This is a genomic window from Streptomyces sp. HD (genome assembly GCF_028369295.1).
Taxonomy (GTDB): domain Bacteria; phylum Actinomycetota; class Actinomycetes; order Streptomycetales; family Streptomycetaceae; genus Streptomyces.
In genome coordinates, this window is sequence record NZ_JAQMYP010000001.1 from 131,030 (window position 1) to 153,819 (window position 22,790).

Annotated in this window: 23 protein-coding genes; 13 read left to right on the top strand and 10 right to left on the bottom strand. The window is 72.3% G+C overall.

The genetic code is table 11. The features are described 5' to 3' along the window. Nucleotides 1-44 precede the first annotated feature (44 nt). Nucleotides 45-770, top strand: a complete 726-nt coding sequence (locus POF73_RS00615) for a DUF2470 domain-containing protein (RefSeq protein ID WP_272112346.1) — start codon at nt 45-47, stop codon at nt 768-770. On the opposite strand, the gene POF73_RS00620 is transcribed toward POF73_RS00615, so the two are convergent. From POF73_RS00620 to POF73_RS00630, 3 genes are all read right to left on the bottom strand, one after another. Then, nucleotides 738-1,976 carry a lactonase family protein gene (locus POF73_RS00620; protein WP_272112347.1) on the bottom strand — a complete coding sequence of 413 codons (1,239 nt, stop codon included), beginning with the start codon at nt 1,974-1,976 and terminating at the stop codon, nt 738-740. The genes POF73_RS00615 and POF73_RS00620 overlap by 33 nt on opposite strands. Before the next feature lie 164 nt (nt 1,977-2,140). Further along, nucleotides 2,141-3,199, bottom strand: a complete 1,059-nt coding sequence (locus POF73_RS00625) for a hypothetical protein (protein ID WP_272112348.1) — start codon at nt 3,197-3,199, stop codon at nt 2,141-2,143. A 44-nt stretch (nt 3,200-3,243) separates the two neighbouring features. Beyond that, complete coding sequence (locus tag POF73_RS00630; RefSeq protein ID WP_272112349.1) at nt 3,244-4,497, bottom strand: FUSC family protein; 1,254 nt, start codon at nt 4,495-4,497, stop codon at nt 3,244-3,246. Between the two features lie 261 nt (nt 4,498-4,758). Here POF73_RS00630 and POF73_RS00635 point away from each other — a divergent pair, with 261 nt between their 5' ends. Next, a complete protein-coding gene (locus POF73_RS00635) occupies nt 4,759-6,090 on the top strand; it encodes an erythromycin esterase family protein (RefSeq protein WP_272112350.1) in 1,332 nt (443 codons plus the stop codon). A 16-nt stretch (nt 6,091-6,106) separates the two neighbouring features. Here the strand turns inward: POF73_RS00635 and POF73_RS00640 are convergent, their stop codons facing one another. Then, nucleotides 6,107-6,607 carry an FBP domain-containing protein gene (locus tag POF73_RS00640; RefSeq protein ID WP_272112351.1) on the bottom strand — a complete coding sequence of 167 codons (501 nt, stop codon included), beginning with the start codon at nt 6,605-6,607 and terminating at the stop codon, nt 6,107-6,109. A gap of 120 nt (nt 6,608-6,727) precedes the next feature. Between POF73_RS00640 and POF73_RS00645 the strand changes: the two genes are divergently transcribed. Continuing rightward, nucleotides 6,728-7,651: a DUF3626 domain-containing protein gene (locus tag POF73_RS00645; RefSeq protein WP_272112352.1), complete on the top strand. Its 924-nt coding sequence runs from the start codon at nt 6,728-6,730 to the stop codon at nt 7,649-7,651. Here POF73_RS00645 and POF73_RS00650 read toward each other — a convergent pair. Further along, nucleotides 7,582-8,226: a PAS domain-containing protein gene (locus POF73_RS00650; RefSeq protein ID WP_272112353.1), complete on the bottom strand. Its 645-nt coding sequence runs from the start codon at nt 8,224-8,226 to the stop codon at nt 7,582-7,584. The genes POF73_RS00645 and POF73_RS00650 overlap by 70 nt on opposite strands. A gap of 142 nt (nt 8,227-8,368) precedes the next feature. On the opposite strand from POF73_RS00650, the gene POF73_RS00655 reads away from it, so the two are divergent. From POF73_RS00655 to POF73_RS00670, 4 genes are all read left to right on the top strand, one after another. After that, nucleotides 8,369-11,545 carry a cytochrome P450 gene (locus POF73_RS00655; RefSeq protein WP_272112354.1) on the top strand — a complete coding sequence of 1,059 codons (3,177 nt, stop codon included), beginning with the start codon at nt 8,369-8,371 and terminating at the stop codon, nt 11,543-11,545. A gap of 26 nt (nt 11,546-11,571) precedes the next feature. Next, a complete protein-coding gene (locus POF73_RS00660; RefSeq protein ID WP_272112355.1) occupies nt 11,572-12,534 on the top strand; it encodes a phosphotransferase family protein in 963 nt (320 codons plus the stop codon). Between the two features lie 56 nt (nt 12,535-12,590). After that, nucleotides 12,591-13,880 carry an ROK family transcriptional regulator gene (locus tag POF73_RS00665; protein WP_272112356.1) on the top strand — a complete coding sequence of 430 codons (1,290 nt, stop codon included), beginning with the start codon at nt 12,591-12,593 and terminating at the stop codon, nt 13,878-13,880. A gap of 82 nt (nt 13,881-13,962) precedes the next feature. Continuing rightward, nucleotides 13,963-14,202 carry a hypothetical protein gene (locus POF73_RS00670; protein WP_272112357.1) on the top strand — a complete coding sequence of 80 codons (240 nt, stop codon included), beginning with the start codon at nt 13,963-13,965 and terminating at the stop codon, nt 14,200-14,202. 64 nt (nt 14,203-14,266) lie between these two features. Here POF73_RS00670 and POF73_RS00675 read toward each other — a convergent pair whose 3' ends face one another. The 3 genes from POF73_RS00675 to POF73_RS00685 all read right to left on the bottom strand — a co-directional run bounded on the left by POF73_RS00675 (nt 14,267) and on the right by POF73_RS00685 (nt 17,672). Then, nucleotides 14,267-15,295: an SDR family oxidoreductase gene (locus POF73_RS00675; protein ID WP_272112358.1), complete on the bottom strand. Its 1,029-nt coding sequence runs from the start codon at nt 15,293-15,295 to the stop codon at nt 14,267-14,269. Nucleotides 15,296-15,371: 76 nt separating this feature from the next. Beyond that, complete coding sequence (locus POF73_RS00680) at nt 15,372-16,334, bottom strand: SDR family NAD(P)-dependent oxidoreductase (protein WP_272112359.1); 963 nt, start codon at nt 16,332-16,334, stop codon at nt 15,372-15,374. A 327-nt stretch (nt 16,335-16,661) separates the two neighbouring features. Next, on the bottom strand, nt 16,662-17,672 hold the full coding sequence (locus POF73_RS00685) for a PHP domain-containing protein (RefSeq protein WP_272112360.1): 1,011 nt from the start codon (nt 17,670-17,672) through the stop codon (nt 16,662-16,664). A gap of 165 nt (nt 17,673-17,837) precedes the next feature. On the opposite strand from POF73_RS00685, the gene POF73_RS00690 reads away from it, so the two are divergent. Continuing rightward, nucleotides 17,838-18,074, top strand: coding sequence for a hypothetical protein (locus tag POF73_RS00690; RefSeq protein WP_272112361.1), 237 nt, complete (start codon nt 17,838-17,840; stop codon nt 18,072-18,074). A gap of 13 nt (nt 18,075-18,087) precedes the next feature. Here the strand turns inward: POF73_RS00690 and POF73_RS00695 are convergent, their stop codons facing one another. After that, nucleotides 18,088-19,320, bottom strand: a complete 1,233-nt coding sequence (locus POF73_RS00695; protein ID WP_272112362.1) for a ricin-type beta-trefoil lectin domain protein — start codon at nt 19,318-19,320, stop codon at nt 18,088-18,090. 207 nt (nt 19,321-19,527) lie between these two features. Between POF73_RS00695 and POF73_RS00700 the strand changes: the two genes are divergently transcribed. After that, on the top strand, nt 19,528-20,304 hold the full coding sequence (locus POF73_RS00700) for a sulfite exporter TauE/SafE family protein (RefSeq protein WP_272112363.1): 777 nt from the start codon (nt 19,528-19,530) through the stop codon (nt 20,302-20,304). Here POF73_RS00700 and POF73_RS00705 read toward each other — a convergent pair. Further along, the gene (locus POF73_RS00705) at nt 20,301-20,948 is read right to left on the bottom strand and encodes a VanZ family protein (RefSeq protein WP_272112364.1); all 648 of its coding nucleotides are present in this window, start codon (nt 20,946-20,948) and stop codon (nt 20,301-20,303) included. The genes POF73_RS00700 and POF73_RS00705 overlap by 4 nt on opposite strands. A 222-nt stretch (nt 20,949-21,170) precedes the next feature. Here POF73_RS00705 and POF73_RS00710 point away from each other — a divergent pair, with 222 nt between their 5' ends. The 4 genes from POF73_RS00710 to POF73_RS00725 are packed head-to-tail and all read left to right on the top strand — an operon-like array spanning nt 21,171 to nt 22,780. Beyond that, nucleotides 21,171-21,353 carry a hypothetical protein gene (locus tag POF73_RS00710; protein WP_272112365.1) on the top strand — a complete coding sequence of 61 codons (183 nt, stop codon included), beginning with the start codon at nt 21,171-21,173 and terminating at the stop codon, nt 21,351-21,353. Further along, on the top strand, nt 21,350-21,802 hold the full coding sequence (locus POF73_RS00715; RefSeq protein ID WP_272112366.1) for a monovalent cation/H+ antiporter complex subunit F: 453 nt from the start codon (nt 21,350-21,352) through the stop codon (nt 21,800-21,802). Before POF73_RS00710 ends, POF73_RS00715 begins: the two co-directional genes overlap by 4 nt. Continuing rightward, nucleotides 21,795-22,046, top strand: coding sequence for a hydrogenase subunit MbhD domain-containing protein (locus POF73_RS00720; RefSeq protein WP_272112367.1), 252 nt, complete (start codon nt 21,795-21,797; stop codon nt 22,044-22,046). Before POF73_RS00715 ends, POF73_RS00720 begins: the two co-directional genes overlap by 8 nt. Then, complete coding sequence (locus POF73_RS00725; RefSeq protein WP_272112368.1) at nt 22,043-22,780, top strand: MnhB domain-containing protein; 738 nt, start codon at nt 22,043-22,045, stop codon at nt 22,778-22,780. The genes POF73_RS00720 and POF73_RS00725 overlap by 4 nt, the downstream gene beginning before the upstream one ends. Nucleotides 22,781-22,790: the final 10 nt, after the last annotated feature.

Here is a 22,790-nt window from a genome sequence, read left to right on the forward strand (position 1 = left end):
CCGATCTTCGATAAGTTAGGCAAGCCTTACCTTAGGAGGAACGGATGGGTGACAGCCAAACCTGGGCGGCCGCGCCTTCCGCGGCGGAACGGGCCCGGTCCGTGCTCGCCGCCGCGTGGTCCGTGGCGGTGACCGCGGAGGGCTGCCGCGAGGAACTCGTCGGCGCGCACCGCGTGACCGAGGACGGCCGCGTCCTGCTCGACGTGCCGGAGGACAGTGTGCTCGTCACGGCGGCGATCTGCGCACCCCGCGGGGAGCCGTCCGCCGTCCTGGAGTTCGCCGACGTCGCCCCCGTGCCGGTCCGCAAACGGATCCGCACACGGTTGTGGCTGTCCGGCTGGTTCGCCCCCGAGGAGGGCAGACTGGCCTTCCGGGCGACGCGGGCGGTGCTTCGGCAGCAGTCCGGTGCGGTGGTCGTCGACCTCGACGAGTTCGCCGTCGCCGAGCCCGACCCGCTGGCCACCGCCGAGGCCCGGCTGCTCACCCACCTCGCCGACTGTCACCCGGACGCCGTCGAGCGGCTCACCCGCCTCGTCGACTCCGACAGCCTGCACGGCGCCGTCCGCGTCCAGCCCCTCGCCGTCGACCGGCACGGACTGACGCTGCGCATCGAGCGCGCCCGCGCCCAGGCCGACGTACGGCTGGCGTTCCACCGGCCCGCCGACGACGTCGGTCAGCTCACCGAACGCATGCACACCCTGCTCGCCCAGGCCAGCTCCGCGTCCTGCCCGCGCGCCCTACAGCGGCAGCGCACAGACGGCGACGGGTGACGCGAACGGCTCGCCCGCGAGCCGCAGTTCACCACTGCCCTCGTCGACGTGGAAGACGCTGACGGTGCTCGACCGCTGGTTCGCCGCGAACAGCAGGGTGCCGTCCGGCGACAGGGCGATCTGCCGCGGGAAGTCCCCGGACACCGGCACCGTGCCGAGCAGCCTGAGGCGGGCGCCGTCCGACTCGACGGCGTAGCGCGCGAGGCTGTTGTGGCCCCGGTTGGCGAGATAGGCGTAGCGGCCGTTCGGCGTCACCACGAGCTGCGCCGGATAGCTGGTGCCGGAGCCCGTGCCCGTCTCCTGCTCGTCGCCCACGGTCAGCCGGCCCGAGTCGGCGTCGTACGTGCAGACCGCGACGGTGTTGTCGACCTCGTTGGCCAGATACGCGTACCGGCCGGCCGGGTGGAACGTGAGATGACGCGGGCCCGCACCGGGCTTGGTCTGCGCCCGCGCGACCTCGGTGAGCGTGCCCGCCTTCAGGTCGAGGCGATAGGTGTACACGGTGTCCGTGCCCAGATCGACGGCGAGCACATGGCGCCCGTCGGGGCTGGTGATGAACTGGTGGGCGTGCGGACCCTCCTGGCCGGGACCGGGCGCCGGGCTGGAGTGCGTGACCAGGTCGGTGCGCTCGCCGAGCGCGCCCGAGGCGTCGACCGGATGCACGGCGACGCTGCCCGTGCCGTAGTTGGCGCTCAGCAGCCAGCGTCCGCTCGGATGCACCGACAGATGGCAGGGGGCCGCCCCGCCGGTGCTCCGGCTCCCCAGAATCTCGCGGTCGTCGAGACGGACGGCGGTCACGGCGCCGTCCTCGCGCTCGTTGACCGCGTACAGCGTCCGGCGGTTCGGGTGCAGCGCCAGATACGACGGGTCGCCGACGCCCGTGATCGTTCCGGTGCCGGTGATGCGGCCCGTGGCCGGGTCGTAGGTGGCGAGCCCGATGCCCCGGCCGCCGCCCTCCACGGAGGTGTAGGTGCCGAGGTGGAGCGGGCGCGGACCGGACGGCTCGCGGCTCTCGGTCTGGGCGCTCGGGCGGGTCCCGGGGCTGTTCGTCCCGGAGGTCGCCGGGTCGGCCGCGTCCGGCGTGTCCGGCGTGTCCGCGGGGGCGGGCGCGTCGTCGCACGCCGTGGCCGCCGGGAGTGTCACACCGGCGGCCGATCCCGCGAGGGTGCCGACGAATCGGCGCCTGCTCAGCCCACCACTGCCCATGTCCACACCTCAGGTCGTCGGTCGTCGTGGTCGCGACAGCCACCTTGGCGTGGATCACCCGACGAGCGCAAGAAGGGCAACGGGCGTTGCATGTTGTGCAATGGTGAGCAGGGTCCCGTATCGTCGGCCGGCCCGTGCCATCCCACCGGCCGCCTCGTGCCGCCCTACCAGTCGCCGTCCTCCACCGGCTTGCCCTGGGCGTCCTTGAGCGGCAGCACCTGGCCCGGCGTGGGTGCCTGCCAGGGCTCGTGATCGTCGCCGAGCCAGTCGCCGACCGGCTTCACGGCCTCCAGGGTGTCGGTGGGGGCGAGATCCTCGGCGTCCTCGTCGTAGTAGTCGAACCAGGGCAGCCCCGCGCGTGTGTACGCCGCCCGGTCCACCGGCGACGGCGGGGGAGCCTCGCCGGTGATCCGGCGCCACTCCGGCGGCGTCACCAGATGGACGAAGACCCTGCCGCCGGGACGGTCCTCCCAGTCCGAGAGCGGGCGGTCGTCCTCGTAGACCTCCTGGCGCATCGAACCGCCGACCCCCAGCCCCATCGCCGCGACGGCCCGGCGCGCACGACCCGCCGGAGCGGCCGCGGGCGCCGGAACCGCGCCCTGGGGACCCGGTGCCGCCATGGGCAGCGCGGCGCCGTAGCCGCCGAACTGCGGCATCGCCCGCGCCAGCTCCCCGCGGCGCCGCTCCTCCGCACGCCACTCGGCCAGCCGGGGCTCCGTCAGCGCGAAGGACTGCAGCTGTACGCCGCCCCAGACCTCCTCGCCGGTGACCTGGCCCTCGACGGTCGCGCCCAGTCCCAGCGGCACCGCCACGAACTGGCGGACCGTGCCCTTGCCGGAGTTGATGCCGTCCAGCCAGGGCTGGCGGGGGAGTACGAGGTAGTTCTGCGGCTTGCGGGACAGCCGGTCGCTCCACGGCTTCCCCGAGACCGCGCACACCTTGCCCACCCCGACCTGGAGGGCCGCCGGTTCGGTGGTGCCGCCGAAACTGAGCCACATCGCCTCGCGCAGGTAGACCGGCAGCATCACACCGCCCCGCGCCTTCCACGCCTCGGGAACCGTGTCCGGGTAGTCCGCCACCCGCCGGATCGGGAACTCGCCGAGCCCCGGCGGCAGCGGATGCGTGCCCTTCTCCGGCAGCCGCAGCGTCCGGATGAACCGCACCGCCACACCGCCCGGCAACCGCAGCGTGTCTCCGTCGATCCGTACGTTCGTGTCGGTCATCGGCCCGCTCCTCGCGTCAGGCGCCGACCCCGTCCCGGCGCTCCCTAGCGAGAACGTCCGCCCAGCCCGGTACGGTTCCGCCACAGCTGTTCCTGTACGCCCATGCGCTCCCGCAGCCGGGTCAGACGGGGCATGCGTGAGCGCTGCTCCTGGGAGACACGGTCCAGTTCCTCCAGCAGGCGCCGCGAGCGGTGCTCGGTGTCGAGTTCGTCGAGGATGCGGTTCACCTCGGTCAGGACGGCGCCGTGCAGCTGCCAGTGCCCGGTCTCGCGCTCGGCTTCCTCGCGCAGCAGCAGGGCGAGCTTGTCGCGGGTGCCCGCCGCCGTGCGGAGCTCCGCGGACAGCCGGGACTCCGCCGCGTCGGCGTTGCTGCTGACATGCGTGGTGACCAGCACCGAGAAGCTGACCACCGCGTCGGCGATCTCGGACAGCAACTGGTCGACGACGGTGCCCGTCTCCTTCGCGAACAGCGGCTCGGGCTCACGCTCCTTGGCGAGGTCGGTCAAGGTGCGCGCGAGCACCCGCAGCACGACCGTGCAGATCTCCAGCGTGTCCAGCCCGGTGCGCAGCACCACACGGTGCAGCAGGCTGTCGCGCACCCGCGGATTGAGCCGCAGACTGTCCTCGGCCTGCTTCAGTGCCGCGTCCACCTCGACGATGTCGTGGTCGAGCCGGCGCGCCTCGTGCAGCCGGGCCGCGGCCTGCTCGAACGGCTGTCGGCCGGCGGCCTCCTCGCCGATGCGCAGCATCAACTGCCGCAGCCTGCGGGCCAGTCCCTCAAGGGATTCACCGGCCTCGTCCACCCACACCGGTGGCGCGAGCAGCAGATTGAAGCCGAGCCCGACCACCGCGCCGATCAGCGTCTCCAGAATCCGCGCCCAGGCCGTGTCCCCGACGGTCGTGACCCCGAGGACCAGCATTGCGCTGATCGCCACTTCGGGCACGTACTCGTCGACCCGCACCAGATGCCCGACCGCCAGCGAGGCCACGATCAGCAGCGCCAGGCTCCACCAGGTCAGGCCGACCAGCAGGCTGAAGGCGATGGCCACCAGGACGCCGGCGACCACGGAGTTCACCCGGCGGATGCCGTTGGTGAGGGTGGCATAGAGGGTGACCTGGACGACCAGCAGCGCGGTCAGCGGCGCGGTCAGCGGCGCCTGCTCCGGGCTCAGGCGCAGAGCGATGACATACGCGATCGTCGCCGCGGCGGCCGACCGGAGCGTCTGCACCACCACGGGATCGCGGCGCAGCCTTGCGAGCCGCTCTCGCAGCGCCGTCCCCTCACGTGCCTCTCGCATCCTCGGGCTGTTCCCTTTCCACAGATGCTTCCCACCCACTGATTGCGGAACGTGACGGTCCGCAAGGAACCCCAGATTGATCGCAGCGGCCGCGATACGGCAAGGGGCTGGGCTGGTGATCATCGACACCCGCGCGAGGCCGGGCGGCCGACCGGGCCCTGGGATGGGGAAAACCCCCGCCGTCCCCCTGTGGTGCTCCGCACCCGGAGACGGAGGATCACCGTATGGTGCCCGCCCGTCCGGACGAGCAAGTCTTGGATCATGAGACAGCATCGGACCGGATTAGTGCTGACCCTGTTCATCATCCTCGCCGCCCTGACGACCGGCATCCCGGCCACGGCGGCACCGGCCCCCACCACGGTCGTCGAGGCGCTGGACCGCTCCGCCCACCCGCTGCGGAGCCATGAACCGGGCGGCGACACCGGCGATCTGCGTCCGCTGGACCGGATGATCGGCGATGCACGCGTCGTCGGCCTGGGCGAGGCCACCCACAGCTCGCACGAGTTCTTCGCCCTCAAGGACCGGGTCTTCCGCCACCTGGCCGAGGAGAAGGGCTTCCGCACCTTCGCCCTGGAGGCGCCCTGGAGTACCGGACTGCGTCTCGACGACTACGTCCTGCACGGCAAGGGCGACCCCCGGCGCATCATGCGCGAGGAGTTCCAGCGGGACTACCTGTGGTGGAACAACACCGACTATCTGCGGCTGCTGCAGTGGATGCGCGCGTACAACGTCCGGCACCCGGACGATCCGGTCCGGTTCATGGGCGACGACTTCGCCTGGGCCGGTCCCGAGCTGTACGACGAGGTCACCCGCTATGTGGCTCGCGCGCACCCAGACCTCCTGGCCCGTTTCACCGACCTGTACCGCGGGCTGCGGCCCACGCAGGCCACGGGCGCGTACATCGATCAGTACCTGAAGAAGCCGTATACCGACCGCAAGCAGATGGCGGCCCGGACCGGTGAGGCGCTGAGGCTGCTGCGGCAGCAGTCGCCGGGTGCCGACAGGGAGGCGTACGACTGGGCGGTCCAGCACGCCACGGCCGTCGACCAGACCGCCCGTGGCTATGCCTTCGACTTCGAGGACGAGCGGCAGCTCAGCGCCGCCATGCGCTACCGCGACTCGGTCATGGCCGACAACGTGGCCTGGTGGGCGGAGCACACCGGCACCAAGGTCCTGCTGTCTGCGCACAACGGCCACGTCGCCTACGTACCGGACGACCCCGCCCACTACCCGAAGGTGCAGGGCGCGTTCCTGCGCGACCGGCTCGGTGACGCGTACGTCAGCGTCGGCTTCACCTTCTACCGCGGCTCGTTCAACGCCACCGCACCCGACGAGAAGGTGCAGAGGTTCACCCTGGGACCGGCGGGCCCCGGCAGCAACGAGCGGACGCTCGACCGGGTGCGCCACCGTGACTACGTCGTCGACCTGCGGACCGCGCCGCAGCCGGCCCGCGCCTGGCTGAGGGAGGCGAGGCCGACCCGCAGCATCGGCACGGCGTACCCGTGGCCGGAGTACGACACAGCCCTCGCCCGCAGCCACGACGTCCTGATCCATCTGCACCGGGTGGCGGCGGCGACACTGCGGGACCGGTGACCGCGGCCGCCCGCGCTCAGCCGTACACCTTGCCGAGGAAGGCGGACAGATTGCCCGACGTCCGGGCGATCTGTTCCTCCAGCGTGAGGCTCTCCTCGAAGCGGGCCATGGCTCCCGTCGCCGGTACCTTCTTGCCGCGCACATAGAGGGAACAGGCGAGGTCGGTGCACATGTAGGCGCCGACCGTGTTGCCGTCGCGGCCGGCCGGGCCCGCCTTGCGCGCGGTCATCAGCGAGACGCCGCCCCGCGGGTGGGTCGTCAGGCACAGCGAGCACATGCTGCGGTGCAGGAAGCCGCGCTGGGCGGGCTGAAAGCGCAACGCCACGCCGACGAGCCGTCCGTCGTGCTCGGTGACCAGCTGACTGCGGTCCGGCGCCCCGGGATCCCGCCAGCCCAGGAAGTCCAGGTCGTCCCAAGGGAGTTCGTCGAGATCCCGGGGCACGTACAGGCGCTTGGCCTCGCCCTTCGAGCAGTTGATGAAGGAGTTGCGGATGTCCTGCTCGGTGAGTGATCTCATGGGGGTCTCCAGAGGAGTCGATCGGTAAAGGCCGAAGGCCGAAGGACAGAGACGCCAAAAGGCGAAACCTAGGGGTACTAGGTTAAAGGCTAGGGTAGGCAGCATGATGAGGGGGAGCCAGTGAATTTCGGTCCTGTCGGAAGACCTCGTGCCCGGGCGGCACTGCGGCACGTCGCGGCATCCTCCACGGGGCCCGCCCTCGACCCCGACGTGCGCGTCACCCTCAACTTCCACCCCGACCGGCTGGTGCGGGGCGTGCCGATCCTGCGCGCGCTGGCCGAGGACGGCGCGTACCACTCGCAGTTCGTCACCGGCACCAGCAACGGCGGCCTCACCGCCCACCCCGGCGGTGACCGCTGGCGCTGGGAGAGCCGGATCTTCGGCGGGGTGTACGACGACGCACCCGCGCACGAGCGTCCGGTGTACGGCGCCCTGAACTTCCGGCACCAAGTCGTCGGCGCCGCCCCGCGGTTCGGCTCCTCGCACTTCCGGCTGACCGGCGCGGCCCTCACCCGCGCCACGTTCTGCTACCCGGACAGCGCCGCCGAACCGACGGACTTCGGCGTTGCCGCCGGGCTGCATCTCGTCGCGCTCGCAGAGTCCGACGAGCAGGATGCCCTCAACGACTACATCGAGGCGCAGATCCACGGCGGGGTCGTCCTGGCCGCCGACGTGGAGGCCGTCGTCCTGGACGCCTGCTACCGCGGCACCCCCGTCGAGATCGCGGCGCGCCTGCTGCCCTGCCCCGTCGAGTGGCACCCCGGCTACCGGCTCACCGTGCCCGAGCTGCGCCGGCACGCGGACTACCGCGGCCAGGAGTACGCCGACCTGGGCGCCCGGATCGCCGAGGACGGCCACCTCGACCCGCGCGTCATCGGGGACGCCGCGCGCACGGGGCGGTACGAGCTCCAGGACCTGAAGAAGGTGTGGCACACCCTCGCCCGCTTCGGTGCCCCACGGGGCGCGGGCACGGCCTACTCCGGTCCGTCCGGGGCGGTCGGCGTCGGCGGCCAAACACCCGGCGTGAGCACCCCCAGTGCGTAGGCCCGAGCCACCAACTCCGTGCGGTTCGCTGCGTCCCACCGTGCCGACAGGCGTCGCAGGTGGTAGTTCACGCCGTCCACCGTGAGGCCGGTCTCGCGGGCGGCCCGGGCGGTGGTGGCGCCGCCGGCGAGGAGTGCCAGGACGCGTGCCTCCATCGGCGCCACCTGCACGGGCCTGCGCTCAGGGGCCTCGCGTTCGCCCAGGATCCGCAGCATCACCAGCAGTGCCGGTGTCTCCTCGACGGTGTCGCTCACCGGGTCCGCCGTCAGCTCCCCGTACCGCTCCGTGCCGCCGGGTGCCCGCCAGCGCACCGACACCTGGTACCGCGAGCGGTGCCGCAGTCGCAGCGCCTCGGCGATCCGCTCCACCTGCGTCGCCTCCTGCGGCCGGAACAACTCCAGCACGTCCCGGCCGCGCAGCCGCCCGGGCGTCGTACCGCACTCCGTGCCCATCGCCGGATTGGCCAGCTGGACCGCGCCGTACACATCGCAGACCGCGATCGGCACCGGTACGCGGTCGAAGACCAGCAGGGCGCGGTTGCGCCACACCACGGCCCCCGGGCGAGACCAGTCCACCAGCACCTCCGGTCGCTCGGCGCAACAGCGACGTACATCCCGGCACTACACAATCATGTAGTGCCGGGCTGCGCGCGGCCGGGGCACGTCCATGACGCTTGAACGCAGTACTTTCCGTACCGCGAAAGGCAGTTGTCGCACCATGCCCCCCACCGCGCTGCACCCGCAGACCATCGACACCCTCCCCGGCGTCCCCGTCGTGGACATCACCGCCGTCGGGCCCGGCCGCACCCCGATCCAGCAGGTCATGGAGCTGATGCGGGAGCACGGGCCGGTGCTCGTGCGGCGGCTGCACGGGCGGGACGCGCTGTTCACCGCGGACCTGGACCTGGTGGCCGACCTCGCCGACGAGAAGCGGTTCGCCAAGCACGTCGGGCCCGCCCTGGAGAACGTCCGGGAGTTCGCCGCCGACGGCCTGTTCACGGCGTACAACGACGAACCGAACTGGGCCAAGGCGCACGACATCCTGATGCCCGCCTTCGCGCTCGGCTCGATGCGCACCTACCACCCGGTGATGCTGAAGGTGGCGCGGCGGCTCATCGACTCCTGGGACCGCGACGCCCGCGCCGGACAGCCGGTGAACGTCCCCGACGACATGACCCGCATGACGCTCGACACCATCGGGCTCGCCGGGTTCGGCTACGACTTCGGGTCGTTCGAGCGGGCCCAGCCCCACCCCTTCGTCGAGACGATGGTGCGCTGCCTGGAGTGGAGCATGAACCGTCTCGCCCGGGTCCCGGGCCAGGATCACTCCGCCGCCGACGCCGCCTTCCGCGACGACTCCGCCTATCTCGCCCAGGTCGTCGACGACGTCATCGCCTCCCGCGCCGGCACCGACCAGCGTGATGCCGAGGACCTGCTCGGCCTCATGCTGACCGCCGAGCACCCGCAGGACGGCAGCACCCTGGACGCCGCCAACATCCGCAACCAGGTCATCACCTTCCTGATCGCCGGCCACGAGACGACGTCCGGCGCGATGTCCTTCGCGCTGTACTACCTCGCCAAGCACCCGACCGCGCTCCAGCTCGTCCAGCGCGAGGTCGACGGGCTGTGGGGCGATCAGGCCGACCCCGAGCCGACGTACGACGAGGTCGGAAAGCTGACGTACACCCGGCAGGTCCTCAACGAGGCGCTCCGGCTGTGGCCGACGGCCGCCGCGTTCAGCCGCCACGCCCTTGAGGACACGATGCTCGGCGGCCGGGTCCCGCTGCGCGCCGGGCAGTTCGTCACCGTGCTCGCGCCGATGCTGCACCGGCAGCCGGTCTGGGGCGACAACCCCGAGCTGTTCGACCCCGCACGCTTCACGCCCGAGGCCGAGGCGGCCCGCTCCGTGCACGCCTTCAAGCCGTTCGGCACGGGTGAACGCGCCTGCATCGGGCGGCAGTTCGCGCTGCACGAGGCGACCATGCTGCTGGCCATGCTGGTGCACCGCTTCCGGCTGCGGGACCACGCCGACTACCGCCTCACCATCAAGGAGACCCTCACCCTCAAGCCCGACGGCTTCACCCTCACCCTGACCCCGCGCACCCCCGCCGACCGTGCGCACACCCCGCTGCCCGGCGCCGCCCCCGCGACCACGGAAGCCGTGACCGACACGGCCGCCCTCCCCGCCCGCGTCCGCCCCGGCACCGGCGCCCTGTTCCTGCACGGCAGCAACTACGGCACCTGCCGCGACTTCGCCGCCCAGCTCGCCGACGAGGCCGCCGCGATCGGCTGCGAGACACAGGTCGCGCCCCTGGACGACTTCGCCGACGGCCTGCCCACCGACCGCCCGGTCGTGATCACCGCCGCCTCCTACAACGGCCGCCCCACCGACGACGCCGACGCCTTCGCCGCCCGGCTGGAGGAGACGGCGGACGCCACGGACGTCACCTACGCCGTCCTCGGCGTCGGCGACCGCAACTGGGCCGCCACCTACCAGCACGTCCCGACCCGCTTCGACGACCGCCTCGCCGAACTCGGCGCCACCCGCCTCCTCGACCGTGCCGCCGCCGACGCCTCCGGCGACCTGACCGGCGCCGTACGTGACTTCACGGTCCGGCTCCGCGCGGCGCTGCTGGAGCGCTACGGCGACCCGGACGCCGTCGCCCCGGCCGACGACGAGCCGACGACCGCGTACGAGGTGCGCACCCTCACCGGCGGCCCCCTGGACGCCCTCGCCGACCGGCACGGACTCGTCCCCATGAAGGTCACCGAGGCCGACGACCTCACCGCCCCCGGGTACCCCCGCCGCAAGCGACTGGTCCGCGTCGCCCTGCCCGACGGTGTCACCTACCGCACCGCCGACCACCTCACCGTGCTGCCCGCCAACGCCCCCGACCTCGTCGACCGTGCCGCCGCCGCGCTCGGCGTCGACCTCGACACCGTCCTGGACATCCGCGCCACCCGCCCGCGCCGCGACGGCCTCGCACTGGACCGGCCGTTGACGGTACGTCAACTCCTCAGCCACCACGTCGAGTTGCAGGAGCGCCCGACCGCCGCCCAGCTCACCGCGCTCGCCGCCGCCAACCCGTGCCCGCCCGAGCGCACGGCCCTGGCGAACCTGACCGCCGACCCGCGTACCCTGGTCGAGGTGATCGAGGACCACCCGGCCCTGCGCGGCGCCCTCGACTGGCCGACGCTGCTCGGCCTCCTCACGCCGCTGCGTCCCCGCCACTACTCCATCTCCTCCTCGCCCGCCGTGGACCCGGCTCACGCGGACCTGATGGTCTCCCTGCTCCAGGCCCCCGCACGCTCGGGCAAGGGCACCTACCGGGGCACCGGATCCGGATACCTCGCCACCGTCGAGCCCGGCGACACCGTGTACGCCCGCGTCCAGCCCTGCCGGGAGGTCTTCCGCATCGACGGCTCCACCCCCGTCGTCATGGTCGCCGCCGGCACCGGCCTCGCCCCCTTCCGCGCAGCGATCGCCGACCGTACGGCAGCCCTGGCGGCCGGCGCCGAACTCGCCCCGGCCTTGTGCTACTTCGGCTGCGACGCCCCCGACGCCGACTTCCTGCACGCCGGGGAACTGCGCGCCGCCGAAGCCGCCGGAGCCGTCTCGCTCCGCCCGGCCTTCAGCGCCGCCCCGCAGGACGGCGTCGCCTTCGTCCAGCACCGCATCGCCGCCGAGGCCGACGAGGTCTGGGAACTGCTCGGCGCGGGCGCCCGGGTGTACGTCTGCGGCGACGGTGCCCGGATGGCGCCGGGCGTGCGGGAGGCGTTCCGTACGCTGTACCGGGAGCGCACGCCGGACGCCGACGACGCGGGGGCCGGACGGTGGTTCGACGGGCTGATCGCGGACGGCCGCTACGTCGAGGACGTGTACGCGGCCGGCTGACCGAGAACGGGAGGGGTGGGCGCACGGTGACGGACTCCTGGAAACGGGCCCGGCGGGCCCTGGACACGGCGGGACTGCCGCCCGGAGATCTCGCCCGATTGCGCCCGCTGTCGGGCGGCACCTACAACACCGTCGAGGAACTTTTCCTCACCGACGGCCGCCGGTACGTCCTCAAGGTGCCGCCCGCGGCGACCGTGCCGGGGCTGACGTACGAGAGCGGACTCCTCGTCTCCGAGGCCGAGTTCTACCGTGCGGCCGCGAAGGCCGACGTGACCGCGCCGCGCGTCGTGGCCATGGGCGGCAACCTGCTGATGACCGCCTGCCTGGGCGCCCCCTGGAACGGCTCGCTCACCGACACCGAACGGACGTCCCTGCGCACGGAGCTGGGCCGCCAGGTCGCCCGGCTGCACACCATGACCGGGCCGGGCTTCGGCTACCCGTCCGGCGCCCTCGGCCCGCTCGCCCCCGACTGGCGCACCGCGTTCACCGGGATGCTGGACGCCGTCCTGGACGACGCCCGCCGCTTCGGGGCCCGGCTGCCGCGCCCCGCGGACGCCGTCGCCCACACGCTCCGGGCCGCTCACCACGCGCTCGACGAGGTCACCGTCCCGTGCCTGGTCCACTTCGATCTGTGGCAGGGGAACATCCTGGTGGACCGTGCGTCGGGGGAGGCCCGGATCGGCGGCCTCATCGACGGTGAGCGCATGTTCTGGGGCGACCCGCTCGCCGACTTCGTCTCCCTGGCACTGCTCGGCGACATCAAGCGGGACGAGGCGTTCCTCGCGGGCTACCGGGAGGCTGGAGGGCGCGCCGACTTCGACGTACCGGCACGTCTGCGCCTGGCCCTCTACCGCGGCTACCTCTACCTGATCATGCTCACGGAGACGGTCCCGAGAGCGGTCGACGCCGCCCAGGCCCGCTGGGTCCGGGAGAGGGTCGCCCCGGAACTTCTGGCGGCCCTGGCCGAGGTCGAGGACCTCACGTCGTAGTCCACAATGGGGGCTGTTGACGCAGGTGGGAACAGGGCTGGTCCGAAAGGAGCCACATGGCGGCGCGGAACGGGCGCACGGTACGGGACCTCAGGAGGGGTAACCGTACGGCCGTATTGCGGCGCCTCTACTTCGACGGCCCCCTCAGCCGCTTCGAACTCGGCCCGGCGACCGGCCTCAGCTCCGGTTCGGTCAGCAACGTCGTCGCCGAGCTGATCGGCGACGGGCTCGTCGAGGAGGCCGGCAGCGTCGACTCCGACGGCGGCCGCCCCCGCATCCTGTTGCAGGTCGTCCCCGCCAGCGGCCACATGATCGGCGTGGACGTCGGCGAGACCCGGGTACGGATCGGCCTGTACGACCTGACCCTCACCGAACTCGCGCACGCGGAACGGCCCTTGGCGCAGCAGCGGTACGAGGTGGACGGCATCGTCGGCCACATCCGCGACGGCATCGACGAGGTGCTCGCGGGCGCCGGACTCGGGCCCGAGCGGCTCCTCGGCGTCGGCATCGGCGTCCCGGGCATCGTCGAGCACACCCCGCGGCTCGGCGCCGTGGTGCACGGGCAGACGATCGGCTGGGACGCCGTACCGCTGGAGCGGCTCCTGCGCGACGGCTCCCAGCTCCCGGACACCGTCCCGTACTTCATCGACAACGGTGCGAAGACCCTGGGCCAGGCCGAGATGTGGTTCGGCGGCGGACGCGGCGCCGACAGCGCCGTCGTCGTGCTCTTCGGTTCCGGCGTGGGCGCCTGCCTGGTCACTCCCGAGGTGGAGCACGGGCGGGCGGTCGAGTGGGGGCATCTGACGGTACGGGTCAGGGGGCGCCGCTGCCGGTGCGGTGCGCTCGGCTGCCTGGAGGCCTACGCGGGCGCGGAGGCGCTGGTGGACCGCTGGCGCGAGGAGGGCGGAAGCGTTCCGGAGGGCGTCGACGAGGAGACCGCGCTCGCGGCGATGCTGGCTGGCGCGTATCCGCCCGAGGGCACCGCGGCCGACCCCGCGGCGCTGGCCGTGCTGGAGGAGACGGCCGAGTACGTGGGCGCGGGACTGTCCGACCTGATCAACCTCTTCCAGCCCGAGCGCATACTGATCGGCGGCTGGGCGGGGCTCCAGCTCGGCGCCCGGTTCCTGCCCGCCGTACGCCACCACGCCGCCTCGTACGCCCTGCGGCACCCGGCCGGGAAGGTCACCGTCGACCTGGGCAGGCTCGGCCCGGACGCGGTCACCGTCGGCGCCGCGATCCTCCCGCTCGCCGACTTCTTCGCCTGCGGCGGCCGCCGCGCCGAGCCCGCCCCCGCGGCCCCGTCGCAGTCCTGGCGCACGGCACTGGCGCAGCGGGTGCCGCGCTGAGGTTTCGCCGCCGAGCTGGGCGGTACTCGCGGGTCCCTCGGACGTCCACGGACGCCCTTGGACGACGCGAAGGAGGCGCACCATGGCCGACGACCGTCGCAACGCGCCGGACCCGAAGAGCGGACCGGTACCGAAGGACCCGCCTGACCAACAGGCGGACGCGGGGGAGGACCCGTGGGAGGTGCCCGTCGAGCCGGCCGACGGGGCCACCGAGGCCGACGACGTCCCCGACACGGACGAGGCGGGCACCGGCCGCAAGGGCACGACGCGGTCGGACACGGTCCATCCCGAACATCCGAAACCCCAGGAGCCGACTGGCTGAGAGCGGCCCTGTGGGCACGGCCCACGGGGCGGGTGTGCGCAGGTCGTCGGGGGCAATGTGCCGGTCAGCCCACCCTGCGGCCCCGCAAGGGCTCCGTCGGCGCGCCCTCACCTCGCTGCAGTCCCCCCAGGAATTCCTCCAGCACATCGGGCGCCGAGTGTTCCGGGTTCCAGCCCAGTTCCGTACGCGCGCGTGTGCAGTCCATCAGCGGCAGCCTGAGGACCGCGTCGAAGAGGTGCGGGGAGGCGGGCAGCAGATGCAGCCCCCACGCGGCGGCGATCGCCGAGCGGGCCGCCGTGCGCGGGAGCCGGACCGGGCGGGCCCCGAGCAGCAGGCCCAGCAGTTCCACGTCGACCGGAGGGTCGGCCGCGAGATTGAACGAGCCGCGGACGTCGGCCTGCACGGCGAGCTGATACGCCCTGGCCGCGTCGTCGGTGTGCAGGGCCTGCACCCGCAGTCCCGGAATGTCGGGCAGGAACGGCAGCAGCTCGGGTCGCACCAGCGGACCCGGCAGGAAGCGGCCGCCGAAGATACGGCGCTGCTCGCTCGCCGACTCCCGCTTGAACAGGAACGCCGGCCGCATCCGCACCACACGCACCCTCGGATGAGCCCGGTCGAAGGTGTCCAGCGCCCGTTCGAGGTAGGCCTTCTCCCGGCAGTACGCGGCGTCGGGCCAGCCGTGTGTCGGCCACGACTCGTCCACGGCGTGGTCCTTCGGCCCTGGCGAGTACGCGCCGACCGACGACGCGTGCACCAATACCGGGACCCTCGCCTCGGCCACCGCGTCGAACACGCGGATACCGCCCAGCACGTTCGTCCGCCAGGTCGTCGCCGGATCGTGCGTCGGCTGGAACGCCCAGGCCAGATGGATGACGGCGTGGGCGCCCGCGAAGAGCCCGGCCAGATCTGCCTGCTCGGACGTCAGGTCGACCGCCGCCCAGTCGGTCTTCGGCGGCGACAGGTCGGGAGTCCGGCGGGCCAGCCCCAGGACGGAGCCGACTTCCGGATCCTCCGAGAGGAGCCGCACCACACTGGTGCCCACATTGCCCGTGGCGCCGGTGACCACGATCCTGCGGCCCGCTTCGCTGCTCACCGTTCCTCCTCCTGGCGAGTGGGGACGGGAGCGTGCGAGTACCCCGTTCGGGGCGCTCGCACGCGTCGGGCCCGCGCTACGCGCCGAACGCGTTCACGCCGGTCAGCTCCGCCGACAGCTCCCACAGCCGTGCCGCCTGCTCCGGGTCGGTCGCCCAGGCCTTGACGCCGGCGCGCTCGTCGCCGTCGACGGCGGGCTCGGCGATGTCGCAGTCCTCCAGATAGACCCCTCCCATGCCGTCGAGCTGCGGTGACGTGGCCGCCCACACTTGCGTGGCCGCGCCCTGCGCGGGGGTCTTGAAGCCCTCGGGGCTGAGCAGGTTGCCCTGCTCGTCGATCCAGCCGCGCTCGACCATCTCTTCCCTGGGGATGTGGCGCTGCAGCGGGGTGAGGATGCCGCCCGGGTGGAGCGAGAAGGCCCGTACGCCGTGGTCGGCGCCCAGCCTGTCGAGGTGGACGGCGAACAGGACGTTCGCCGTCTTCGCCTGCCCGTACGCCTGCCACTTGTCGTAGCCGTGCCGCCAGTGGATGTCGTCCCAGCGCATGCCCGAGAAGTGATGGGCGCGCGAGGACACCGAGACCACGCGGGCACCCCCGGGCTCGATCGCCGGCCACAGACGGTTGATCAGGGCGAAGTGACCGAGGTGGTTGGTCGCGAACTGTGCCTCCCAGCCGGGCCCCACCCGGGTCTCCGGGCAGGCCATGATCCCGGCGTTGTCGATCACGAGGTCGATCGTGCGGCCGGAGGTGAGGAACCGCTCGGCGAAGCCGCGCACGCTCTCCAGGTCGGCGAGGTCCAGCTCGTCCACCTCGACGCCGTCGAGGCCGGAGAGCGCCTCCTCGGCGGTGGTCCGGCGGCGGGCGGGGACGACGACACGGGCGCCCGCCTTGGTGAGGGCCCGCGTGGTCTCCAGACCGAGGCCCGAGTAGCCGCCGGTGACGATCGCGAGCTTCCCGGTCAGGTCGATGCCCTGCAGGACGTCGTCGGCGGTGCTGGTCGCCCCGAAACCGGAGCCGATCTTGTGCTGTGCAGTGCTCATGTGCGGAACGCTACGAATTGGAGCGCACTCGAAGTCAAGCCGACCCTTGGCGCGCGTCCGAACAGGGGAAGCCCCGACCGGATCGGGGGAGTTCCAGTCGGGGCGGTCTGTCGTGGGCGCGGATGGCGGTCGCCTCTCGGCGAAAGGCTCCACAGGGCTTCAGCCGAACGATCGTCCCTGTGGGCTGATGGTGAGGCCCGGGGACACTGTCCCATCCACACCCACGGGTGGTTCAACAGGAAACTACTGGTGAGTGTTCCTGGGTTTGCCGCGTTCTGCGGTGATCTGGGTCACGCACCTGGGCGGCCCCTTCCGGCTTCCGGCCACTCACTTCTCGCGCGTCCAGGCCAGCAGTTCCTCCCTGGTCCAGGTGGTGATCACCCGCTCGGCGGGCACCCCGCACTCCTCCGCCCGCGCGCATCCGTACCGCTGCCAGTCCAGTTGCCCGGGCGCGTGCGCGTCGGTGTCGACGGAGAACAGCACGCCCGCCGCCAGAGCCCGGCGCAGCAGCCGCCGGGGCGGGTCCAGCCGCTCCGGCCGGCTGTTGATCTCCACCGCCGTACCGGACTCGGCGCACGCGGCGAACACCTCGTCGGCGTCGAACTCCGACTCGGGCCGGCCGCGCCCGGTGATCAGCCTGCCGGTGCAGTGGCCGAGGATGTCCGCGTGCGGGTCGCGAACGGCGGTGACCATACGGCGGGTCATCGCGCGGGCGTCCATCCGCAGCTTGGAGTGCACGGACACCACCACGACGTCGAGCCGCCCCAGCAGTTCGGGCTCCTGGTCGAGCGAGCCGTCCTCAAGGATGTCGCACTCGATGCCGGTGAGCAGCCTGAACGGTGCCCAGGTCGTGTTCAGCTCCGCCACCACGTCCAGCTGCTCGCGCAGGCGGTCGGCCGACAGGCCGCGGGCGACGGTCAGGCGCGGTGAGTGGTCGGTCAGTACGGCCCACTCGTGCCCGAGCTCGGCCGCTGTCCGGCCCATCTCCTCGATCGGGCTGCCGCCGTCCGACCAGTCGGAGTGCAGATGGCAGTCCCCGCGCAGCAGCTCCCACAGGCGTCCGCCGTCCGCGGGCGGCTCGGGCGCGGGCCGCTCCTCCAGGTCGGTCAGATAGCCCGGCACCTGCCCGGCCAGCGCCTCGCGCACCACCTGGGCGGTCTTCGGGCCGACGCCCCGCAGCGACTCCAGCGTCCCGGCCTCCGCCCGCGCCCGCACCTCGTCCGCGGGCAGCTCCGCCAGCACCCGGGCCGCTGTACGGAAGGCCCGGACGCGATACGTCGGCGCCAGGGACCGCTCCAGCAGGAAGGCGATCCGGTTCAGCGCGTCGACGGGTTCCATCACCACCTCCGCCTCTGCCTCCAGGGTTCCCCGGCCCTGCCGCGCCCGCACCACGGCGCGAACAGGGCGCGGCTACGCGATCGGCTCACCGCTTCGAGAATGGCCGGAAGAACCCCTGGTGCCCCGAAGGCCCCGTTGGTGCGGGTTGCGCTCTACGCTCTATTCATGACCGAAATCGCGAGCCTGCGCATTTCCCATCCGCGGATCATGGTGCTCGGGGTTCAGCCGGGCACGCCTCCGTTCCGGATCATGGAGATCGATGGCGTCGTCGTCGGAACGACCAGGACCATCACCGAGGTCCTGGAGACCGCCGCCGCCTTCGGCATCATGGTCCACGACCTGGACGACCCGGATGTGATCCGCTGGGTCGGCGGCGACAAGTTCACCTGGCGGCATCACTAGACGGGCAGGGAGGTCAGCCGACCGTCCATTTCTGGTTGGCGCCGCCCGTGCAGGTCCACAGCTGCAACCGGGTGCCGTTGGCCGAGTTGTTCCCGGTCACGTCCAGGCACTTGTCGGCCTGCGGGTTGACGATGTCGCGCGCCGCGGTGACGGTCCATCTCTGGTTGGGGCCGCCCGAGCAGTCCCACAGCTGGACGGTCGTGCCGTCGGCCGTGCCGTTGCCGGTGGCGTCCAGGCACTTGCCGAGCGCGCGGAGTGTGCCGTCCGAGCCCACCGACCACTGCTGCGCGGCGGTGCCGTTGCAGTCGTAGAGCTGGACGGTCGTGCCGTTGGCGGAGCTCGCCCCGGCCACGTCCACGCACTTGCCGGCCAGCCCTCGGACCGCGACACCGCCGGTCGGGCTGTCGCCGGTCGTCACAGAGACGTGGTCCACCACCAGCTGCTGAGGGAAGACGGTGGAGCCGTCGGGGTCGCCGGGCCAGTAGCCGCCCACCGCGAGGTTCAGGATCAGGAAGAACGGCTTGTTGAACACCCACTGCCTGCCGCCCAGGTCCGCGGGGGTGCGCCGCTGGTAGACGGTGCCGTCCACGGACCAGGTGATGGAGTCGGGTGCCCAGTCGACGGCGAAGGTGTGGAAGGCGTCGGCGAAGGCCTGGCCGTTGGGGAGCGAGTAGCCGGCGCCGATGCCGCCCGAGCCCGAGTAGCCGGGGCCGTGGATGGTGCCGTGCACCGTCGAGGGTTCGAAGCCGACGTTCTCCATGATGTCGATCTCGCCCGAGTCCGGCCAGTTCACCGGCGTGCCCAGCATCCAGAACGCCGGCCACATGCCCTGCCCCCGCGGCACCTTCATCCGCGCCTCGATGTGCCCGTACTGGGCGGTGAACTTCCCGGAGGTGTTGAGGCGGGCCGAGGTGTACTGGCAAGTGCCGTACCAGCACTGGTAGTTGGCGGGGTTCTCGCGCCTGGCCGTGATCACCAGATGGCCCTGGCCGTCCAGCGCCGCGTTCTTGTTGCCCGACGTGTAGTACTGCCGCTCGTGGTTGTTGACGTTGTCGCCGGTCTCGATCTGCCACTTCGACGCGTCGACCGCGGCGCCCGCGGGCCCGTCGAAGGTGTCGGAGAACGTCACCGCAGCGGCTGCGGAGTCCGGTTGCTCCGCCTGTGCCGGGCCGATCGCGGCGGACGCGACGAGGACGGCCGACAGAGCGGCGAGGAGAGCGGTGCGGAGCAGGCGTGGGGAGGCCATCGTGCTCCCTTCCGTACGGCGTCCCGCGATGGACGGGTGCGCCGACCGAGGTGGGGGGTGAAGGTGTCGCCACTTGATTTAAGGAGTGAGATAAGGGGACGTCAATACTTTGGTACGGACCAGAACTTGGGTGCCTCCGGGAGCGGGACCCGCGCGCCCGGGATACTTCGTCCCGCGCCGAAGTGTTCGGTTCCTAGGCTGCTCGTCATGAACGCCGCACACATCGGTGAGCTGCTCGCCGTGCTGGGCGCGGGTGTCGCGGCCGGCGCGGTCAACGCCGTCGTCGGCTCGGGGACGCTGATCACGTTCCCGGTGCTGCTCGCGACCGGCCTGCCGCCCGTCACCGCCACGGTCTCCAACGCGCTCGGCCTGATCCCAGGCTCGATCAGCGGTGCCGTCGGATATCGCCGGGAGCTGCGCGGGCAGCGCCGGCGCATCCTGAAGTGGGGCGCCGGCGCCGCGCTCGGCGGGTTCACCGGTGCCTCGCTGCTGCTGGCCCTGCCCGCCTCGGCGTTCGAACGGATCGTGCCGGTCCTGGTGGGACTCGCCCTAGTGCTGGTCGTCCTCCAGCCGCTGATCAGCAGGAGGCTGCGCAGCCGTCGCGCACGGAAGGGAAGGTCCGCGCGCCCCGACGGCGGCCCCCTGCTGCTCGCCGCACTGACCCTCGCCAGCGTCTACGGCGGCTACTTCGCGGCCGCCCAGGGCATCATCTACGTCGCCCTGATGGGCATGCTCCTCGACGACGGCCTGCAACGCCTCACCGCCGTCAAGAACGTACTGGTCGCCGTGGTCAACTCGGTCGCCGCACTGTTCTTCCTCGTCGTCGCGGAGTTCGACTGGACGGCCGTCGCCCTCCTCGCGATCGGGTCCGCAGCCGGCGGCCACCTGGGGGCGACCCTGGGCCGCCGGCTGCGCCCCGCCGTCCTGCGCGGGTTCATCGTGGTCGTCGGCACGGTGGCCATCGTCCAGCTGGTGCTCCGCTAGGAGCGGGGTTCCCCGGCGTGCACCGCGCGGCCCAGCCGACGTCCCAGCAGGAGGTAGCCGATCAGGGCTCCGGTGGTGTTGAGGATGACGTCGTCGACGTCGAAGGCGCGCCCGGTCACCAGCGCTCCCTGTGCGAACTCGACGAGGAGCATCACGGTCGCCGTCAGCAGAAGGACCCGCAGGACGCCGCGTGCCTTCGGGGCGAGGACCGGGACCAGGATGCCGAACGGCACACCCAGCAGCAGATTGCCGCCGATCTGCCGGACGGCGTCCCGCAGTTCGGGCTGGTCCAGATAGGCCCGCAGGGAGCTGCCCGGACTCAGGTTGGTGTGGGTCAGGGCCTCCGACGCGGGGGAGGGCTGCAGGGTGAGCTTCGCCAGGACGACGGCGAAGGCGACCATGAACGCGAAGGCGCAGAGCATGGCGAGGAGCTGGGCGAGAACGCGCAACGGGCCTCGGCCGGATCGCGGGGTGCGCTTCGGCTTGGTGTCGCCTTTCGGCTTCGTGTCGCCCTTCTGCTTGGTGTCGCCCTTCGGTTTGGTTCCGCCCTTGGTCTTGGTTTCACCCTTGGTCTTGGAAGTGCCTGCGGTCTCGGAAGTGCCGGGGCGTGACGCGGCACGCGAACGTGGGGTTCCACGGGCCATGCGATCCTCCAGTCTTCAACTTCCCTTTGTAGTAAGGGGATTACCCCGGTACCGCCATGAGATGTCCTCCCTGTCGCATCCGGTCGCCAGAGCCCGCGGTTTCCTTTCATGCTGTCGGGGCACTCCGGGCGAAGACCGCGCGTGCCGCGAAGGCTGTCACCCGGGGTGGTGTTTGGATGACGCGGAACGGAAGTAACGGACATCCGGCCGCGGAGGTGGCGTATGAACCGGCGTACGACGCTTCTCGTCGCGGCCGAGTTCCTGGCCTGGTGGGCCGCGCTCGCCGTGCTGTGGCTGGTCCTCATCGGCACGGTCGACGCCCTGGAGATGGCCGTCGGCGCGGGCGTCGCCGGCGTGGCCGCGCTCGCCGCCCTCGCCGCACGACAGGCGGTGACCGGGCGGTGAACGGCTGGCTCCTCGCGGCGACCCTCGTGCTCGGCGGGGGAGTGGGCGCCACCCTCTGGGGCGTCGCCACCGGACCGCTGCGGCGCCGGGTCGTGGCGCAGAACCTCTCCACCGCCCTCGCCTGCCCCGGACTGCTCCTGCTCGCCCAGGGCTACGACCGTCCCGCATACGTCGATCTCGCCCTGGTCCTCGCCCTGCTGGGCCCCGTCGGCACCCTCGTCTTCGCCCGGCTGCTCGCCGACGAACTGGCCGCCGACCCGCCGCGCGCCTGGGGCCTGACCTGGGCTGCCGCAGGGCTCGGCGCGGTGGTGGTCCTGGTGCTGTGCACCACGGTCGGGCCGAGCCGCGCGATGGTGAAGCTCCTCGTCACGGGCGCGCTGCTGATCGGCGGGAACGTCGTCGCCTCCCATGCGCTGTCCGGCGGTTTCGCGGAGGTGCGCGGTGGCTGACGCGGTGATCGTCGTGGCGCTGCTGCTGGTCGCCGGCTCCGCGACCGTGGCGGTACTGGTCCGCGACCCCGCCCGCCAGGCCCTGGTGCTGGCCGTCCTCGGCGTCGTACTCGCCGTACTGTTCACCACCGTCCAGGCGCCCGACGTCGCCCTGTCGCAACTGGCGGTCGGCGGCGCCCTCACCCCGCTGCTGCTCCTGCTGTCGGTCCGCAAGGTCAAGCGGCGCAAGGGGCGTGACCGGTGAACCCGCGCACCCGCCTGTGGCTCGTCGCCGTCGGCGGCGCCGGCCTCGCCGCCCTCCTCCTCGCCGCCTGCCTGCGCCTGCCCGCCTTCGGCGGCGCCGGCCACCCGTACGGCGACCGCGCCGTGCACGAGTCCCTCGCCCGGCGCACCGCCAACACCATCTCCTCCGTCAACTTCGACCAGCGCGCCTTCGACACCCTCGGCGAGATGAGCATCCTGTTCGCGGCCGTCGTCGGCGTCGTCGTCCTGCTGCGCCAGACCCGCGACGAACACCGCGCCCGCCCCGAGCCGGCCGAAGTCGCCCCACCCGTACGCCGCTACGCCCTCCTCGTCCTGCCGGTCGCCCTCGTCATAGGCCTCTATGTCGTCGCACACGGCCAGCTCAGCCCCGGCGGCGGCTTCCAGGGCGGCGTCGTCGCCGCGACCGCCCTGCACCTGCTCTACCTGGGCGCCGACTACCACGCCCTGGAACGCATCCGCCCGGTCGGCCTGTACGAGGTCGGCGACGCCCTGGCCGCCTCCGCCTACCTGGTCACCGGCCTCGCGGGCCTCATCGGGGGTACGGCCTTCCTGGCCAACCTGCTGCCGTACGGCATGTTCAACACGCTGGCCTCCGGCGGCACCGTGCCGCTGCTGAATGCGGCCATCGGCATGGAGGTCGCCTGCGCGGTCGTCGTCCTGCTGGCCCGTTTCCTGGACCAGGCCGTCGAGATCGAGGAGGAGAGCGGGAAGTGAGAGCGCCGTG

Bases quoted from the DNA above. Each gene is read 5' to 3' on its own strand.
- POF73_RS00615 (WP_272112346.1), top strand. From the start codon at position 45: ATGGGTGACAGCCAAACCTGGGCGGCCGCGCCTTCCGCGGCGGAACGG.
- POF73_RS00620 (WP_272112347.1), bottom strand. From the start codon at position 1,976: ATGGGCAGTGGTGGGCTGAGCAGGCGCCGATTCGTCGGCACCCTCGCG.
- POF73_RS00625 (WP_272112348.1), bottom strand. From the start codon at position 3,199: ATGACCGACACGAACGTACGGATCGACGGAGACACGCTGCGGTTGCCG.
- POF73_RS00630 (WP_272112349.1), bottom strand. From the start codon at position 4,497: ATGCGAGAGGCACGTGAGGGGACGGCGCTGCGAGAGCGGCTCGCAAGG.
- POF73_RS00635 (WP_272112350.1), top strand. From the start codon at position 4,759: ATGAGACAGCATCGGACCGGATTAGTGCTGACCCTGTTCATCATCCTC.
- POF73_RS00640 (WP_272112351.1), bottom strand. From the start codon at position 6,607: ATGAGATCACTCACCGAGCAGGACATCCGCAACTCCTTCATCAACTGC.
- POF73_RS00655 (WP_272112354.1), top strand. From the start codon at position 8,369: ATGCCCCCCACCGCGCTGCACCCGCAGACCATCGACACCCTCCCCGGC.
- POF73_RS00665 (WP_272112356.1), top strand. From the start codon at position 12,591: ATGGCGGCGCGGAACGGGCGCACGGTACGGGACCTCAGGAGGGGTAAC.
- POF73_RS00670 (WP_272112357.1), top strand. From the start codon at position 13,963: ATGGCCGACGACCGTCGCAACGCGCCGGACCCGAAGAGCGGACCGGTA.
- POF73_RS00680 (WP_272112359.1), bottom strand. From the start codon at position 16,334: ATGAGCACTGCACAGCACAAGATCGGCTCCGGTTTCGGGGCGACCAGC.
- POF73_RS00685 (WP_272112360.1), bottom strand. From the start codon at position 17,672: ATGGAACCCGTCGACGCGCTGAACCGGATCGCCTTCCTGCTGGAGCGG.
- POF73_RS00690 (WP_272112361.1), top strand. From the start codon at position 17,838: ATGACCGAAATCGCGAGCCTGCGCATTTCCCATCCGCGGATCATGGTG.
- POF73_RS00695 (WP_272112362.1), bottom strand. From the start codon at position 19,320: ATGGCCTCCCCACGCCTGCTCCGCACCGCTCTCCTCGCCGCTCTGTCG.
- POF73_RS00700 (WP_272112363.1), top strand. From the start codon at position 19,528: ATGAACGCCGCACACATCGGTGAGCTGCTCGCCGTGCTGGGCGCGGGT.
- POF73_RS00705 (WP_272112364.1), bottom strand. From the start codon at position 20,948: ATGGCCCGTGGAACCCCACGTTCGCGTGCCGCGTCACGCCCCGGCACT.
- POF73_RS00710 (WP_272112365.1), top strand. From the start codon at position 21,171: ATGAACCGGCGTACGACGCTTCTCGTCGCGGCCGAGTTCCTGGCCTGG.